Origin of the sequence: Alistipes sp. 56_sp_Nov_56_25 (assembly GCF_001915285.1) — a bacterium.
Classification (GTDB): domain Bacteria; phylum Bacteroidota; class Bacteroidia; order Bacteroidales; family Rikenellaceae; genus Alistipes; species Alistipes shahii.
In genome coordinates this window covers 1-15270 of the sequence record NZ_MNQF01000032.1, presented here as the reverse complement: position 1 = coordinate 15270, position 15270 = coordinate 1, and the positions used below count along the sequence as shown (strand labels likewise).

The following is a 15270-nucleotide window of genomic DNA, read 5'->3' as shown; positions in this document are numbered from 1 at the left end:
AAATCGCTGCTATGACCGTGCTGCAATACATCAACTTCTGTAACCATCGTAAAATTGGTCTTGTTAAAGATGCTTTATTTTAATTCAACCAACGGGTGTCAAAAATGATGTCGAAAAAAAGAATCTGCCTCCTCGCGGTCGGGCTTACCCTGCTGCTCGCCGCGGGTTTTTTCCTCGCCCTGCCGCGGACGCTCTTCGACGAGCCGTTCTCCGCGACGGTGTGGAGCCGCGACGGGCGGCTTCTTTCGGCGAAGGTCGCCCCCGACGGGCAGTGGCGGTTCTTTCCGACGGACAGCGTGCCCGGGAAGTTCCGCACCGCAATCACGACCTACGAGGACAAGCGTTTCGACCGTCATTTCGGAGTCGATCCGCTGGCGCTGGCGCGCGCCGTGGGGCAGAACCTCGCGGCGGGGCGGATCGAGAGCGGCGCCAGCACGCTCACGATGCAGACCATCCGTTTGAGCCGCGGCGGGAAGCCCCGGACCTTTGGCGAAAAGTTCGTCGAAGCGGTGCTGGCGCTGCGGCTCGAAATGCGGTGCAGTAAGGAGGAGATTCTGGCCCTGTATGCCGCCCATGCGCCCTTCGGCGGCAATGTCGTGGGGCTGGAGAGCGCTTCGTGGTACTATTTCGGCCGCAGCGCGCGGGACCTTTCGTGGGCCGAAAGCGCCCTGCTCGCCGTGCTGCCCAACGCGCCTTCGCTGATCCACATGAAGCGCAACCACGAACGGCTGCGCGAGAAGCGCGACAGGCTGCTCGACCGCATCCGGAGCGGCGGGCACATCGACTCCCTGACGTGCGCCCTGGCCAAGCTGGAACCGCTGCCCGAAGCTCCCGAACCGATGCCGATGGAGGCGATGCACCTGCTGGGCAAGATGCGCACGGGGGCGCTGCGCTCGACGCTCGACGCCGACCTTCAGGGGCGGGTGAACGCCTTGGCGCGGCGTTACAACGCGCAGTATCGGGGCAACCGGATCAACAACCTGGCCGTCGTGGTGATGGACGTGCGGAGCGGGGAGGTGCTGGCCTATGCCGGCAACGTCTACGACCCCGGGGACCGGAGTGCGGGAACCGGCGTCGACGTCATCCCCGCGCGGCGCAGCAGCGGCAGCGTGCTCAAACCGATCCTCTACGCCGGGATGCTCGACGACGGCACGGCGCTTCCGACGATGCTTTTCCCCGACGTGCCGACCTATTACAGGGATTTCACGCCGCAGAACTACAACCGCACGTTCGACGGCGCGGTTCCCGCCGACCGGGTGGTCGAGCGTTCGCTCAACGTCCCGTCGGTGCGGATGCTCGACAAATACGGCCGGGAGAATTTTCTGTCGCTGGTGCAGGGGCTGGGTTTCCGCACGATCGACCGCAGCGCCGACCATTACGGGCTGTCGCTGATCCTGGGCGGCGCGGAGATCACGCTGTGGGACCTCACGGCCGCCTATATGCTGATGGCGGCCAAACTCGGCGGGCAGGAGACGATCCGCCGGCCGCACTACGACGCGTCGTCGGCCGAGACCGTTGCGGCCGGCGACATTCCCCTCTCGCGGGGTGCGCTGTGGCTGATGTTCGAGGCGATCAGCCGCGTCACGCGCCCCGAGGAGGAGGGCGAGTGGCAGTATTTCGCCTCGTCGAAGAAGATCGGCTGGAAGACCGGGACGAGCTACGGCAACCGCGACGCATGGGCCGTCGGGGCGACGCCCGACTACGCCGTGGGCGTCTGGGTCGGGAATTGTTCGGGCGAAGGGCGGCCGCTGATGACGGGCGTGGGGTACGCTGCGCCCGTCCTGTTCGAGGTGTTCGGCCTGCTGCCCGGGAGCGAGTGGTTCGCAGAGCCTTACGGCGACCTGGAACCCGCCGTGGTCTGCCGTCAGAGCGGATTTCTGGCCTCGCAGGTGTGCCCCGACCGCGATACGCTGATGATTCCGCGGACCGCCGCCCCGGGCGAGGTCTGCCCCTATCACCGGATCGTCAATTTGAGTCCCGACCTGAAATACCGCGTGACGACCGACTGCTGCGATCCGGCCCGCATCGTCCGCAGGCCGATGTTCATTCTGCCGCCCGCGCAGGAGTGGTACTACCGGAGACAGCATCCGGACTACCTCCCGCTGCCGCCGCTGCACCCCGGCCTGTCGGGCCGCGGGGCGGGAAACGACCCCATCGAGATCATCTATCCGCAGCCGGGGCGCGTGCTGGTGGCCCCGAAGTCGCTCGAAGGCCGGCAGCAGAGCCTCGTCTTCACGGCCGTGCACCGCGACCGCAACGCCGTGCTGTTCTGGCATCTCGACGACCGGTATCTCGGCGCGACCTCGCTGGAGCACAAACTTTCGGTCCGGCCCGCTCCCGGGCGTCACCGCCTGACGGTGATCGACGAGCACGGGGCCTCCCGAAGCGTCGCGTTCAGCTGCCGGTAGGGCGGATTTCCGGCGCAGGGCCTCTTCGCCTGACGGATGCCCGCAGACAATCCGGCGTTCCGGGTCCGACGGAAAACGCCGCAGCAAGGGATGATCCCCTGCGGCGGCGTTCGTGTGTTTCCACCGGGGCGGGCGTTATTTCACCCCGAAGCGGTAGATGCAGACCTGCGTGTATTCTTCGCCCGGACGCAGTACGGTCGAGGGGAAGTTGTCGTGGTTGGGGCTGTCGGGATACTTCTGCGTTTCGAGCGCCAGCGATTCGCGGTAGCGCAGCGGTTTGCCGTATTTGCCGTTCGCTTTGCCGTCGAAGAAGTTGCCGCTGTAGAACTGCATGGCGGGCTGGTCGGTCAGCACCTCGATCGTGCGGCCCGAAGCGGGTTCCCAGACCGTGGCCGCCGGCTCGATGCCGTCCGCGGTCTTGCGGTCGAGGACCCAGTTGTGGTCGTAGCCCGCGCCGTTGCGCAGCTGCTCGTTGTCGGCGCCGATGCGCTCGCCGATGGCGTGCGGCTGGCGGAAGTCGAAGGGCGTGCCCGTGACGTCGGCGATCTCTCCGGTGGGGATCAGCACCGAGTCGACCGGCGTGGTGTGGCTGGCGTTGATGGTCATGACGTGGTCGAGGATCGTGCCGTTACCCTCGCCCTTGAGGTTGAAGAAGGGGTGGTGCGAGAGATTCACCACGGTCGGCTTGTCGGTCGTGGCGCTGTAGTCGATCCGGAATTCGTTTTCGGGCGTGAGCGAGTAGGTCATCTCGATTTGCAGGTTGCCCGGAAAACCCTCCTGTCCGTCGGCGTGGAGGTACTTCATCACCAGCTGGTCTTCCGAGGCCGAAACCACGTCCCAGACCACGCGGTCCAGGCCGTCGATTCCGCCGTGGAGCGTCTGGCCGTTGTTGTTGATCGGCAGGTTGTACTCCGTGCCGTCGAGCGTGAAGCTGCCCTTGGCGATGCGGTTGGCGTAGGGTCCCACGACCGCGCCGAGGAAGCGTTCGCCGTCATTGTTGATGTAACGGTCGATCGTCTCGTAGCCGAGCACGATGTCTTCGTAGTCGCCCGCGCGGTCGGGAGTCCAGAGCGACACGACGCGGGCGCCGTAGTTGGTGACCTGCATGGTCACGTCGCCCGCGCGGAGCGTGTAGATTCCGACGGGTTTGCCGTCCGCCTCCGTCTGGAAGGCTTCGTTGCTGAAGAGGGTGATTTTCGGCTCCTGGCTTCCGCAGGCGGCCAGCAGCAGGGCGCATAATGCGATGAAATTTCTTTTCATGGGTCGGTTTTTTGGGTTCTTGTCTGCAAAGTTAATTATTCCGTGCGTTTTGTGGCCGGGCTTTGCCGGGAATTTTCCGCCGAACGGCATTTCCGTGTCGGGATTGCCGCGATTTTAGCGCCGACGGCGGGCGTTTTCCGACGGCGGGCGTCACTGTTTCCCGAAGCCGAGCGCCTGCGCCGATACATCATCCGCTACGACACGATCCGTCTCGCGCATCCCGAACTGCCCTACGGGCAGGGCAAGGAGGGCTTCAAGGCCCCTGCGGAGTGGCGCGTGACCAAACCCTGAAAACCGGGCTCTCCGCAGATAGCGGCAGGAGCGGGAGCATTTTTTGGAAGAACAGCGCTCCCGCACTCTTATCCGGATGATTTCCCGTCCTGATTCTGCCGGATGAAATCCTTCGGGCGCATGCCGAACTGCTTCGTGAAACATTTGGCGAACCACGACATGCTGCTGAATCCGGTCAGGTAGCAGACCTCGCTGATCCGGTATTCGCCGCTGCGGAGCAGCTGCGCGGCCGTTTTCAGCCGTACCAACTGGATGTATTCGTTGGGCGAGACGCCCGTCAGCCCTTTCAGCTTCCGTTGCAGGCTGGAACGGCTCAAGGCCATTTTCTCGGTGAGCAGGTCCACGGAGAGCGTCTCGCAGGTGAGGTTCTCGCGGACGATGCCCGTCAGTTTGTCCAGCCACTGCCGGTCGTTGCGGCCCATATCGTCTTTCTCGTACTGGAATCCGGGCCGCGACGCGAAGTGGCGGAAGGCCCGTTTCCGGTTTTCGAGCAGGCTCTCCACCGTCGCCTTGACGTAACCCAGCGAGAAGGGTTTTTCGATATAGACGTCAGCCCCGTATTCCAGTCCCTTGATCTTCGAGTCCACGGAGTCGACCACCGAGAGCAGGATGAACGGGATGTGGCACAGCATTTCGTCGTTACGGACCTTCATCAACAGGTCGAAACCGTCCATTTCGGGCATCAGGGCGTCGCTGATGATCAGGTCGCAGGCCTGTTTTTCGAGGATGGCGAGGGCTTCGGCGCCGTTTTTCGCCGAAAGGACGCCGTAGGTCTCCTCGAAATTCTTGACCAGAAACTCTCGCAGGTCGGGAGTGTCCTCCACGACCATGATGTGGAAGGGCTTCGCCTCCGGCTGCCGGTCTTCCGGGCTATCGACCGGTTCTTCGGCCGGCTCGGGGGCGCGTACCCCCCCCCTCGCAGATGCTCCGGAATCCGGGATCTCCACCGTAAGTTCGCAGCCCGCGACGGTGTGCCGGTCGACGTACACCCGGCCGTTGTGCTTTTCGACGAGGAGTTTCACCAGACTCAACCCGATTCCGAAGCCCTTGCCCGAATCGGGATTCTTCTGGTAGAAGAGGTCGAACACCTTCTCCCGGATGCGGGGCGGGATTCCGTCCCCGTCGTCCCGGACCGATAGCCGGAGCGTTCGTCCCCGGTCGTCGTCCAGGATGCGGAGGACGACCACGACCGTCGAGCGGGCGTATTTCAGGGCGTTGGCGAGCAGGTTGCTCAAGATCTTGGTGAAGGCCTCGCCGTCGGCATAGAACAAGACGTGCGCGTCGGGACAGTCCGTGCGGATGGCGATCTTTTCGGTCGAGTTGCGGAACCGTGCGACGGTCTCCTCGACCAGCAGGCTGATGTCGGTTTCGCGGCGGCTCAACCGGAATCCCTCGTTGTCCACCTTCCGGAAATCGAGCAGCTGGCGGATGAGTTCGAGCAGCCGGTCGACGTTCCGTTTCATCATGTCGAGGTTGGAAGTTACGTCGCTGTTCCATTTGCCGGTTTCGATGATCCGTTCGAGCGGGGACTTGATCAGCGTGACCGGCGTCTTGATCTCGTGGGCCACCTGGGTGAAGAACGCCATCTTGGTCTGGATCAGCTCCTTTTCCTTCTTTTCGCCCTGCCGCCGGAGGATGACCCGGACTGCGGCGACGATCAGCAGCGCGACCAGCAGGAAATAGACGCCCTTGGCGACGGGGCTGAGGAAGGGGTGGGGCTGTACGCTGATCTCCAGGCTGCGGGTCGCATCGCTCCAGTAGCCGTCGTTGTTGCAGCCCCGCACCCGGAAGACGTAGCGGCCCGCGGGCAGTTTCATAAACGACACGGAGTGCTGGTCGGTGTAGACCCAGTCGCTGTTGAACCCTTCCAGTTTCCACGCATAGCGGTTCTGTCCCGGGGCCACGTAGCTCAGGCACTCGAAATTGATGTCGAAGGAGATCGTTTTGCTGGAAATGCGCAGGTTCCCGTCGGGGAGGGTCTGCCGCTCCGAACCGACCGAGAAACTGTCGGCCCGGTGCATGCGGACCGACGAGATGACGATCTCCGGCCGGACCTTGTTGACCGAGATGTTGAACGGCGAGAAGTAGTTGAAGCCGTTTATTCCCCCGAAGAAGAACGTTCCGTCCCCGGCTTTGTGCGACGACCGGAAATTGAACTGGTTGCTCTGGAGTCCGTCCTCGATCGTGTAGCGCGCGCAGGTGTGCAGCTGGGGGTTGTATTTGAGGATGCCCTGGTTGGAGGAGAGCCACAGGTTGCCCGCGCTGTCGTCCAGCACGCCGTAGTAAATGCCGTTCGGCAGGTTGTCGTCGGCGCCGAAATTCTCGAAACCGTCCGTCGGGGGATCGTAGCGGCAGATCCCGGCGCTTTCGCCACAGAACCAGACCTGCCCTCCGGTGTCGACGTAGACCCGGATGTACCTGTCGTCGGCGGGCGAACGCGGGTCGAGTTCGTCGTGGCGGTAGTTTTTCCAGGCCCCGTCGCCGGGCGAATAGCGGTATATCCCGCTCACCTTGCTGGCGACCCAGATGTTGCCCCCGGTGTCCTCGGCGATGTCGTAGATGAATCTCCCTTCGGTGATCTTCACCCGGGAGAACCGTCCCCGGCGTTTGTCGAAGGTGCACATGCCGGACATCGTTCCGACGTAGAGGGTGCCGTCGCTTGCCCGGAAGATGGCGTAGACGTAGTCGTTGCACAGGGAGGCGGAATCCCCGGGGATGTTCCGGTAGTTGACGACCTTTCCGGTCCGGAGGTTCATCAGGTCAAGCCCCTGCGAGAAGGTTCCGATCAGCAGGTCGTCCCCGTCCATGCAGAGGGCATGCAGGTTGTTGTGGCTGCGGGCGGTGTGGTTGGTGAATTTCCGGTTGCGGACGTCGAAATGGTTCAGGCCTCCGTTTTCGGTCGCGATCCAGAGGTTCCCCCGGCCGTCGTCGCAGAACTGGCTCACGGCGTTGCCGTCGAGCGACTCCGGACGGCCGTCGTCGTAGTACCACAGGATTTCGTCCTGCCGCGGCGAAAGGTAGTTCACGCCGCAGAAATAGGTTCCGATCCAGATGCCGCCCTCGCGGTCCCGGAAACACCGGTAGATGCTTTCTTCGGCGAGGTTGTCTCCGGAGACCGACCAGCGGCCGTTCTTGCGGCTGAAGAAGAAAAGGCCGCTGTCCGAACCGATCATGTAGCGGTTCATGTCCCGCCGGAAAATCGTGTGGATGCGCGCGACGGAGAGTTGCTTTCCCTCGGCGTCGAAGGCGGGGAATTGCGTGAACCGGCCCGTGTAGATGTCGAATTCGCCGAGGTAGCCGTTCTGCATGCCGATCAGCAGTTTGCCGTCTTCGGCCTCGACGATGGCCGTGATCTCGTTGTCGCCCAGCAGGGAACTCTCCGGCTTGGGCTTCGCATTCCGGCCGAAGCGGTCCGTCTTGCGGTGGTAGCGGTACAGTCCGGCGGTCGTCCCGACCCAGATTTCGCCGCCGTTGTCCTCGAAGATGGTCCGGATCCCGCGGCACGTGCCGCCGTCGCTCTCCTCCAGTTCGTAGCGGAAGAGGCGGCCGATGCGTTCGTCCCAGCGGAACAGCCCGTCGTCGGTTCCGATCCACAGGTCGCCCAGCGGGTCGTACAGCAGGCTGATGCAGTTCCGGATGCCCTTTCCCTCGCTGTTCCGGGCGTCGAACCGCGTGAGGCGCTCGTCCCGCGGGTCGAAAAGCATGAGGGCTTCGGTGCACCCCAGCCAGATGCGGATTCCGTCCGAATGGGGGCAGATGACGTCGATGTTGAGGTGCTCGCCGGAGAACGACGAGCCGAAAACGTCGAAGCGGTAGCCGTTGAAGCGGTTGAACCCGTCCTTCGTGGCGAACCACATGTAGCCCCGGCTGTCCTGACAGATGTCCTTCACGCTGTTGTCGGACAGCCCGTTTCTTGTATCGTACCGCCGGTAGGGATTGATCGCCGACCCGGGAAGGGCTGTCGCCAGGAGCAGGACCAGAGCCGCTATGTAGTTTTTCGTCATCGGAAAAGCGTCGGATTGATGGGACAAGATACCGAAAAATATTCGGTTTCGGGAATTCCGGGCCCGTTTCCCGCGTCAGCGTGCGCGCGGGACGTCTGCGGGAAAACCGGCGGTCTCCCCGGTGAGTTCCGCCATCCGGAGCAGCGTGAGAATGGAGGCGTAGGTGCAGTTGACCCAGAAACCCCGTATCCGGTTCTTGGCGCCTTCGCGCACGTCGAGCGACGTGGGGATCAGCCCGTCCAGCGCATTCTGGACCACGGTGAGGTTGTCCGCCAGCGCTTTGGCCTTGGCGAAAGCCAGCCGGTCGCCCGTCGCCTCGCAGAGGTCCAGCAGGGCGTTCGCCACCACGCACGTGCTGTTGTCGACCGGAACCCGGTAGCCGTACTGCTCGTAGACGCAGGGCGTGCAGAGCGTCCGGACGCCGTCGTCGTCGGGCAGCACGTCCCAGCATACGAACTGGTCCTCGCTGAAACGGATCAGATCGACGGCGTCGGCCAGCTCCGCGGCCGTGCGGCCGGGCTTTTTGAGCAGCCACGAGGCGTAGGGCGCCGAGGCGCAGTTGGTGAGGTTCTGGTAGGGCTGCTGCCCGAGAACGGTCATGTCCTCGAACTGTCCGGTCAGGTCGAAACTTTCGAGTGCGTTGCGGCGCATCCACTCCGCCGCCCGGGCGAGGCAGCCGCGGTAGCGGGTGACGCCGTACTGGTTTTCAAGCCGTCCGAAATACTCCATGACCGGCGTGAGCATCGCCTTGCAGCCGTTGACCGGCTCCCCGGTCTCGAAATCGACCTTGATCGGGAACGAGCCGTCGGCGTGTTGCAGCCTGGAGTAGGTCTCCGCGATGGCCAGCGCCCGGTCGTAGCAGATCCGGTCGCCCGTCGCGTCGTAGAGGTCGAGAAAGGCGTTTCCGGCGGCGCAGGCCTCCATGGTCATCGTCTTGCCCCGGTTTTCGGCCCGCGACGAGGAGATCAGGTCGGAGTAGTAGGTCGGCGGGAAGAAGGCCAGCGGGTCGCCTTCGGGACGGCTTCGGTCCATCAGGAACCGGGCCGCGTTCCGGGCGATGGCGAGCGCCTCCTCCCGGTGCGCAGGCAGCAGTTTCGCGACCAGCACCTCCAGCTGGATCGTGGCCCCCACGATTTTGCATGCGTAGGTGTTGTGGCGGTAGGTCATGTCCGGCTCCGCGGCGGTGAGCCAGCGCCGGATCGCCAGGAGTTCGTGGATGTACAGGGCGGCCATGCGCGCCGCCTCGGCGTAAGGCCTCACGTTGCCGTTGTAGGGCGGCCGGAAGGGGAAGTCCCGCAGGAATTCCCGCTCCCCGGCCTTTCCCAGGACCCGTCCCGAAGCGTCCAGCCCCTCCGCCGTGACCCGCACCCGGCCTGCCGGAATGTCGTTCCACACCGGGGCGAGGCTCTGCTGCGGGGAGTCCGCCTCGAAACTCCACGAACGTCCCGTCGGAACGCCCGGCCCGAGGACCCGCCGGGGTTCGGGGTCTTCGGTCGGGGCGTCCTTGCGGTAACGGGGCGACTCGACCATCGAGGTTCCGAGGTGCGAGACGGTGAAACGGTATTTCACGGCGTTTTCCACCGGTTCGAACCCGAAGGCCGGGGCGTAGATGAACTTCGTCGCAAAGGCGTTCCAGAAGGGATTTCGCCCTTCGTATCCGGGCCGGATCGGGTCGAGGTACTCCCGCATGGCGGCCCGGTGCAGCCGTTCGGCCTCGGTGCCGCCGCAGGCGCAGGCCAGCAGGCCCGTCACGGCGGCGATCAGGAGGAGGGTCCGGTGTCGCATCGCCGTCACTTTTTGCCGAGTTCGGTGATCCGGAATTCATAGCTGCCCTTCGCCGGAGCGTCGGGCGGCGAGGCGAGGTTGATCCGCCGCAGGCTCGGACCCCACACGCCGGAGAACCTCCGGTCGGTGAGTTCCATCACGTCGACCGAGGCTTTCAGCGACGCCGGGAAGGTCATCTTCACGACCAGCCCCTCGTCGCAGAGAATCAGCAGTTCCCCGTCGGGCAGCGTCCGCCCTTGGTGCGTTCCGCCCGGCAGGACGACCGATCCCTTGACCAGGAAATGCTCCACGTCCGGCTGCGTCCGCGCGTCGAGCGCGAACGAGTCGGTGATCGTCACCGAGGGTGCGCCCTTCGGGGCGAGACGGTAGGTCCTGACCCACTTTCGGCATCCCGACTCCGGCGGATAGGCGTCGGCCAGATCGAGCGAGAACATCCCCTTGGAGAGGTCGCACGACGTGTTTTTCGACCGGTACTGCGCGCCGGCGGGCTGGGCGGCGCCGTTGATCATCGGCAGGTTGTGCCAGTCGCACTGCATCGACCAGATCTTGTAGCGGTCGTGGTTGAACGTCTGCTTGGTGTAGGTCCCCACGCCGGCGTCCACGAGCACCGGGATGTCCCGGACATAGACGACGCAGCTCCCCACGTCGTTGTGGTTGTGGCTCTCGTTGTTGTAGCCGCCCTTCGCTCCGAGAAACCATCCCGAAGGATTGCGCATGAAGCACATTTCGGTCTCGGGATACCACGTGGCCGGGGGTACGCCGCGCCGCAGGTTGCGGCGCACCTCCGCCGGAGCGGTTTCGGCCGCAAGGCGGTTCAGCGAATCCGCGGCCTCGCGGATCAGCGGGTTGAACCGCACCGTTTCGAGCGCCCGGTAGGCGTCGTTGCCCGTGATGACGGGGTTTCGGAATTTTCCGCTCGCGGGGTCGGCCAGGCAGTAGAGCGCGAAATCGGTCATCTCCCTGCTGCCCACCGCATGGCCGTAATTCCAGATCAGTTCGCTGGGGTTGTTCAGCCTGGCTCCGGCGTCGGCGAAGTTGACGACGTAGCCGTTGCCGATGTAGGAGCGGGAGACGAACTCGCCCATTTTCCGGATGCGTTCGTTGCCGAACAGCGAGAATGCGCCGTCCGAGGCGTCGTACAGGATCTGGAGGTAGTCGTAGACCTTCCCGGCCGCCGCGCCCCAGTAGGCGGGGCCTTCCTCGCAGGCCCCGTCCTTCTGGATGTAGTTGAGGAACAGGTCCATGGATTGGACCGACTGGGCCATGGCCCGGTCGAGCCGCTCCTGGTCCTTCTCCATCAGCAGGAAGCATAGGATCACGTCCGAATTGCACCACGGGGTCCAGTTGTTGAGCATTGATCCCCTGGACGCCAGTCCCAGCCACCAGTTGGCGCGCCGTTGTCCGGGATCGAGGTACGGGTCGAGGATGTTTCGCCGGACGGCGTTCTCCGTGGCGACCGAGATGGAGGGGTCGAGTTTGTCGAATTCCCGGTGGAAGAAGTGATAGGCGATGGAGACGATGGAGCCGTAACGCCCCGATGCGAGGTCGATGAGCTGTTCGCGGGCGTCGGGAAGCGACCGCTTGCTTCGCTGCCGCCCCTGGTGCGCCGAGAGCACCCACGAAGGCTGCTGCGCGGCCAGCCAGACGCCGTTGGCGAGCTGGTCGATGAACCGTCCCTTCCCTTCGGCCAGTTCGGCCAGGATCAGGGCGATCATCGCGCCGCGGTTGGCCCCTTCGGGCCTCTCCATGGCCTGCCGGTCGCCCGTCCGCTCGAAGGCGAGGTAGGCGCTGGCGGGGATGTGCTGCCATTGGTAGTCGAGCAGCTGCTCGCCCCGCCGGATGACTTTCCCGGCGTCGGGACCGAAGAGCGCGGCCCAGCCCGCACGGTCTTCGTAGGCGGGGAACGGGAACCATGCTTTCCCCGCTGCGAAGGATTCGGCGACGCCCGGTTTCGAATATTCGGCCTGCAACAGGTTCAGACCGTCGTTGCCGGCGGCGGCCCGGATCAGGGCCGCGACCGACAGGAGGATCGACAGAAGGGTTGTTTTCATCGTTTTCGGTTTATTCGTTCGGGGAGAGGGTCACGGTGAAGGTGTCCGTCTGGCCGGAGGTCACCTTGGTCTCGAAGCCGGCTTCGTAGTAGCCCGCGTTGCTCGCGTCGTACGATTCGCCGACGGTGGACCAGGTCTTGAGGGTGACCTTGGCGTTGTTCTGGCTGGTCACCTTGAGGTAGAGTTTTTTCGACGCGCCCTGCAATACGATCCGGTTGCCCTCGACGGTCGGTATGGCTCGCGTGACCATCGTCCACCGTACGTCGGCCGCCTTGTTGTATTTGGCCTTGACGATGTCCTTCACCACGAGGTCCGTGTCGTTTTCGAGCGTTACGGTCCGCGTGGCGCTTTCGCATTCGGACGAAAGGATGTCCGTCATGTCGATCGTGGCGCCCTTCGAGGCGGAGGTGTTGATGACGCTCGAGATCTTGGCCCGGCCTCCGGCGCGGTGGAGAGCGTCGTTGACGGTGATGGTGCTGTGGTTGTAGTTGTTGTAGCGGAAGACGGCCCAGCGGAAGGCTCCCTGGTCGTAGCTTCCGAAACCTCCGGTGTAGCCCGGCAGATTGATGTTTTCGACCGTGCCGTAGCTCTGGAGGCCCAGATCGGCGGACCAGCGCGTGCCCCAGGCGTCGTAGACGAACGACCCGACGTCCATGTGGCCGTGGCTGTAATTCGCCCGCCCGGCCTTGATGCCGAGGAACTTGTCGGTGTCGGTGAAGGTCCAGTCGCCGTGGACCAGCACCACGGGGTTGATGCCCTTGCCGCTCCACACCTTCTCCTCCGGGGGCGCAATGCTGTTCAGGTCGAACTTGCTCGCATAGACGATCGCCATGGGGAAGTACTTGGGCGAGTCGTAGGAGGTGTAGCGGCCGTCGTTGAGTTTCATCAGCTCGCCGTACAGCAGCGACTGGTCGTTGAACTTGTGGGCGAGATACCACAGCGGCGGGAAGGCGATGCTCGAAGGCGCGCAGTCGCAGTAGTTGAACGCCATTTTGTTCATACCCTCCATGAAGAGAATCCATTTGCCGGTCTTTTTGAAACCGTCGACGGCCGAAAGGCCGTTGTCGGTCCCCGTGCACGACTCCATCGCCGCGAGCATGATGCATTCGAAGGCCGTTCCGTAACCCCAGTAGCCGTAGCCTTCGGGGTAGTTGCCGTCGGGGTTGTACATCTCGGGCATGACCGAGGCGTTGCTTTCGATCGCCTTGTCGATGATGCTCCGCGCGTCGTCCTGACAGGTCTCGTAGACGGCCAGCGCCGCCACCACCAGTCCGCCGTTGCAGACCTGGTTCCAGTTGGTCGCCGAGGTGTAGAAGTTGAGGTTCCACTTGCCGTTGAGCGCGCAGTAGAACGCGTAGTCCCGAATGGCCTTCTCGGCGCTCTTCTTCGTCGCGTCGCTCAACCGGCCGTAGAGCCAGTCGTAGCCGATGCCCACGCCGTGGGCCATCTCGGCTCCGTCGAGGAAGTGGGTCGCGGAGTTCCAGTCCTTGAAGGCGCAGACCGTCTGCATGTCCTTCTCCGCCTTTTCGAGGTATTTGTCCTCCCCGGTCAGACGGTAGGCGTAGGAGCAGGAGATGATCCGGTTGGCCGCCTCGGTCGAGACCGACAGCAGCCGCTTGCCGGTGACTTCGTAAACCAGATCCTTGGCCGTGAGCGCCTTGTCGGCGTAGGCCATGATGCACTCGTGGAGTTTCTTCAGGTTGGCGTCGGACCCGGCGGCCAGTTTCGCCTTGATGGCCGCCACGTCTTCCTCGGACATGATGATCCGCGGGTGGTTGGCCGCCGTGAGTTTCGAATAGTCGCCCGGACCGGACGGCTGCTCTCCGCCGCCGCCGTTTCCGCCGTTCCCGGACCCGCTTCCGGGTTTGTAGATCATTCTGTCGTCGGCGCATCCGGAGAGGACGCATGCCGCCGCGACGAACCAAAGCAGTTTTTTCAATATCTTCATGGCTGTAAAGTTTTTTGTTCGCAAACCGGGGAGTGTCCGGCCCGACGGCCGGGCGCTCCTCCGGCTGTATCGTGCTGGCAACTATCTTCTGGTAATCTTGCGCTGCATGATGTTCCGCGATTCCAATTCCTCTTTCAGAACAAAGCCAGGATGAACCGCTATCGAGGGCATTGATTCTTTTTTCAGAGCAAACATAGTCGATTATTTATAGTGGTTCCGTTCATTGTGTTGCGATATTTTCGCGTTGATCTTTATCCGCGGCGGGATTGGCCCGTGTCGAAAGGTTCCTTGTCGTAAGGCTATAGCTCAATAATCATTCAAGCGGCGTAATGTTCTGCTGTAAACTGAAAACCTCTTTCTGGCGTTCGATCTCTTTGCGCAGTTCCTCCTCACTCGGCAGATAGGTAAGATATTTCGCCGTGAACAACTGCGGATTCTCATGCAAGACCGAGTACCGGGCAATATCGCGGCTTGTTTCCGAACAAAGAATCAGCCCGATAGTCGGATTATCTCCGTCCGTGCGTTTCATTTCATCGTACATGCGGACGTACATATCCATTTGGCCGACATCCTGATGCGAAATCTGGGTAGTTTTCAGGTCGATGAGCAGGAAGCATTTGAGAATGAAATTGTAGAATACAAGGTCGATGTAATAATCACCCGCATCGGTTGAGATATGCTGTTGCCGGGCAACGAAAGCGTAACCTTTACCCATTTCCATGATGAATTTCTGCAAATGCGTGAGGATGGCACTTTCAAGTTTGGATTCGGTGAAGTCCATATTGGATGCCAGGCCCAGAAATTCCGCCACCATTGGATTCTTGATAAACTCCAACTTGTCCCGCTCATATGCCGCTGTCAGGGATTTCATTTCCGATACGACCTTTTCCTTCGCCGGAGATTGCAACAGCCGATGATAGTACTGCGACGATATATTCCGGTCAAGTGTGCGAACGCTCCACATTTCCTGTGCAGCTTCATTCAAATACCAGATGCGGGCCGCATCGTCCGTAACCCGCAATAAGGTTCGAATATGCGACCATGTAAGATTTGGTACACGCGTGTGCCAAATCTCAACATGCGGAAAGGATAGATAGAATTGCCTGTAATTTCGCAAATTGCGAGCCGAGAAGCCTTTACCGAATGCCGCGGACAATTCGCCGGAGAGTACTTTCAGCAACTGCGTCCCGTATTCTGCACGGCTTTTGCCCTGCTGCTCCTGCTCGACGATCCGCTTGCCGATATTCCAATAAGTTTCCAGCATCACGGCGTTGATGGCGGCATAGGTATTCAGACGGGCATCCTCTATCAGACGTTTGATGTCGTCGATAAAAGTGCGTTCTAAAACGGGTACGTCCATATTGTGCTTGATAAAGTTTGGTAAACGATTAAGCAAATGTAGCAAATAATCTCCGAATTAAACTACACCCGTTGGTTGAATTAAAATAAAGCATCTTTAACAAGACCAATTTTACGATGGTTACAGAAGTTGATGTATTGCAGCACGGTCATAGCAGCGATTT

8 protein-coding genes are annotated in these 15270 nt (G+C 62.3%); 2 read left to right on the top strand and 6 right to left on the bottom strand.

Annotated elements, in window-relative coordinates:
• Window positions 1–104: 104 nt before the first annotated feature.
• Entirely contained in the window at window positions 105–2408 is a 2304-nt protein-coding gene (pbpC, locus tag BHV64_RS08310; protein WP_254886387.1) for a penicillin-binding protein 1C, read from the top strand.
• Between the two features lie 135 nt (window positions 2409–2543).
• On the opposite strand, the gene BHV64_RS08305 is transcribed toward pbpC, so the two are convergent.
• On the bottom strand, window positions 2544–3668 hold the full coding sequence (locus BHV64_RS08305) for an aldose epimerase family protein (RefSeq protein WP_022061811.1): 1125 nt from the start codon (window positions 3666–3668) through the stop codon (window positions 2544–2546).
• A gap of 42 nt (window positions 3669–3710) precedes the next feature.
• Here BHV64_RS08305 and BHV64_RS08300 point away from each other — a divergent pair, with 42 nt between their 5' ends.
• Window positions 3711–3959 (top strand): hypothetical protein, encoded by a 249-nt coding sequence (locus BHV64_RS08300; protein ID WP_288115725.1) that lies wholly within the window; start codon window positions 3711–3713, stop codon window positions 3957–3959.
• Window positions 3960–4027: 68 nt separating this feature from the next.
• On the opposite strand, the gene BHV64_RS08295 is transcribed toward BHV64_RS08300, so the two are convergent.
• The 5 genes from BHV64_RS08295 to BHV64_RS08275 form a co-directional block, all read right to left on the bottom strand.
• The gene (locus BHV64_RS08295; protein ID WP_217727554.1) at window positions 4028–7963 is read right to left on the bottom strand and encodes a hybrid sensor histidine kinase/response regulator transcription factor; all 3936 of its coding nucleotides are present in this window, start codon (window positions 7961–7963) and stop codon (window positions 4028–4030) included.
• Between the two features lie 75 nt (window positions 7964–8038).
• Window positions 8039–9748, bottom strand: coding sequence for a hypothetical protein (locus BHV64_RS08290; RefSeq protein ID WP_217727553.1), 1710 nt, complete (start codon window positions 9746–9748; stop codon window positions 8039–8041).
• Window positions 9749–9753: 5 nt separating this feature from the next.
• Window positions 9754–11799 (bottom strand): heparinase II/III domain-containing protein, encoded by a 2046-nt coding sequence (locus BHV64_RS08285; RefSeq protein WP_217727552.1) that lies wholly within the window; start codon window positions 11797–11799, stop codon window positions 9754–9756.
• A gap of 10 nt (window positions 11800–11809) precedes the next feature.
• The gene (locus BHV64_RS08280; protein ID WP_288115724.1) at window positions 11810–13747 is read right to left on the bottom strand and encodes a DUF4962 domain-containing protein; all 1938 of its coding nucleotides are present in this window, start codon (window positions 13745–13747) and stop codon (window positions 11810–11812) included.
• Between the two features lie 313 nt (window positions 13748–14060).
• Entirely contained in the window at window positions 14061–15107 is a 1047-nt protein-coding gene (locus BHV64_RS08275; RefSeq protein WP_195559914.1) for a PDDEXK nuclease domain-containing protein, read from the bottom strand.
• Window positions 15108–15270: the final 163 nt, after the last annotated feature.

What these genes read in the sequence shown, in the direction of transcription:
- pbpC (WP_254886387.1), top strand. Translation starts at nt 105, where the DNA reads ATGATGTCGAAAAAAAGAATCTGCCTCCTCGCGGTCGGGCTTACCCTG.
- BHV64_RS08295 (WP_217727554.1), bottom strand. Translation starts at nt 7,963, where the DNA reads ATGACGAAAAACTACATAGCGGCTCTGGTCCTGCTCCTGGCGACAGCC.
- BHV64_RS08285 (WP_217727552.1), bottom strand. Translation starts at nt 11,799, where the DNA reads ATGAAAACAACCCTTCTGTCGATCCTCCTGTCGGTCGCGGCCCTGATC.
- BHV64_RS08290 (WP_217727553.1), bottom strand. Translation starts at nt 9,748, where the DNA reads ATGCGACACCGGACCCTCCTCCTGATCGCCGCCGTGACGGGCCTGCTG.
- BHV64_RS08275 (WP_195559914.1), bottom strand. Translation starts at nt 15,107, where the DNA reads ATGGACGTACCCGTTTTAGAACGCACTTTTATCGACGACATCAAACGT.
- BHV64_RS08280 (WP_288115724.1), bottom strand. Translation starts at nt 13,747, where the DNA reads ATGAAGATATTGAAAAAACTGCTTTGGTTCGTCGCGGCGGCATGCGTC.
- BHV64_RS08305 (WP_022061811.1), bottom strand. Translation starts at nt 3,668, where the DNA reads ATGAAAAGAAATTTCATCGCATTATGCGCCCTGCTGCTGGCCGCCTGC.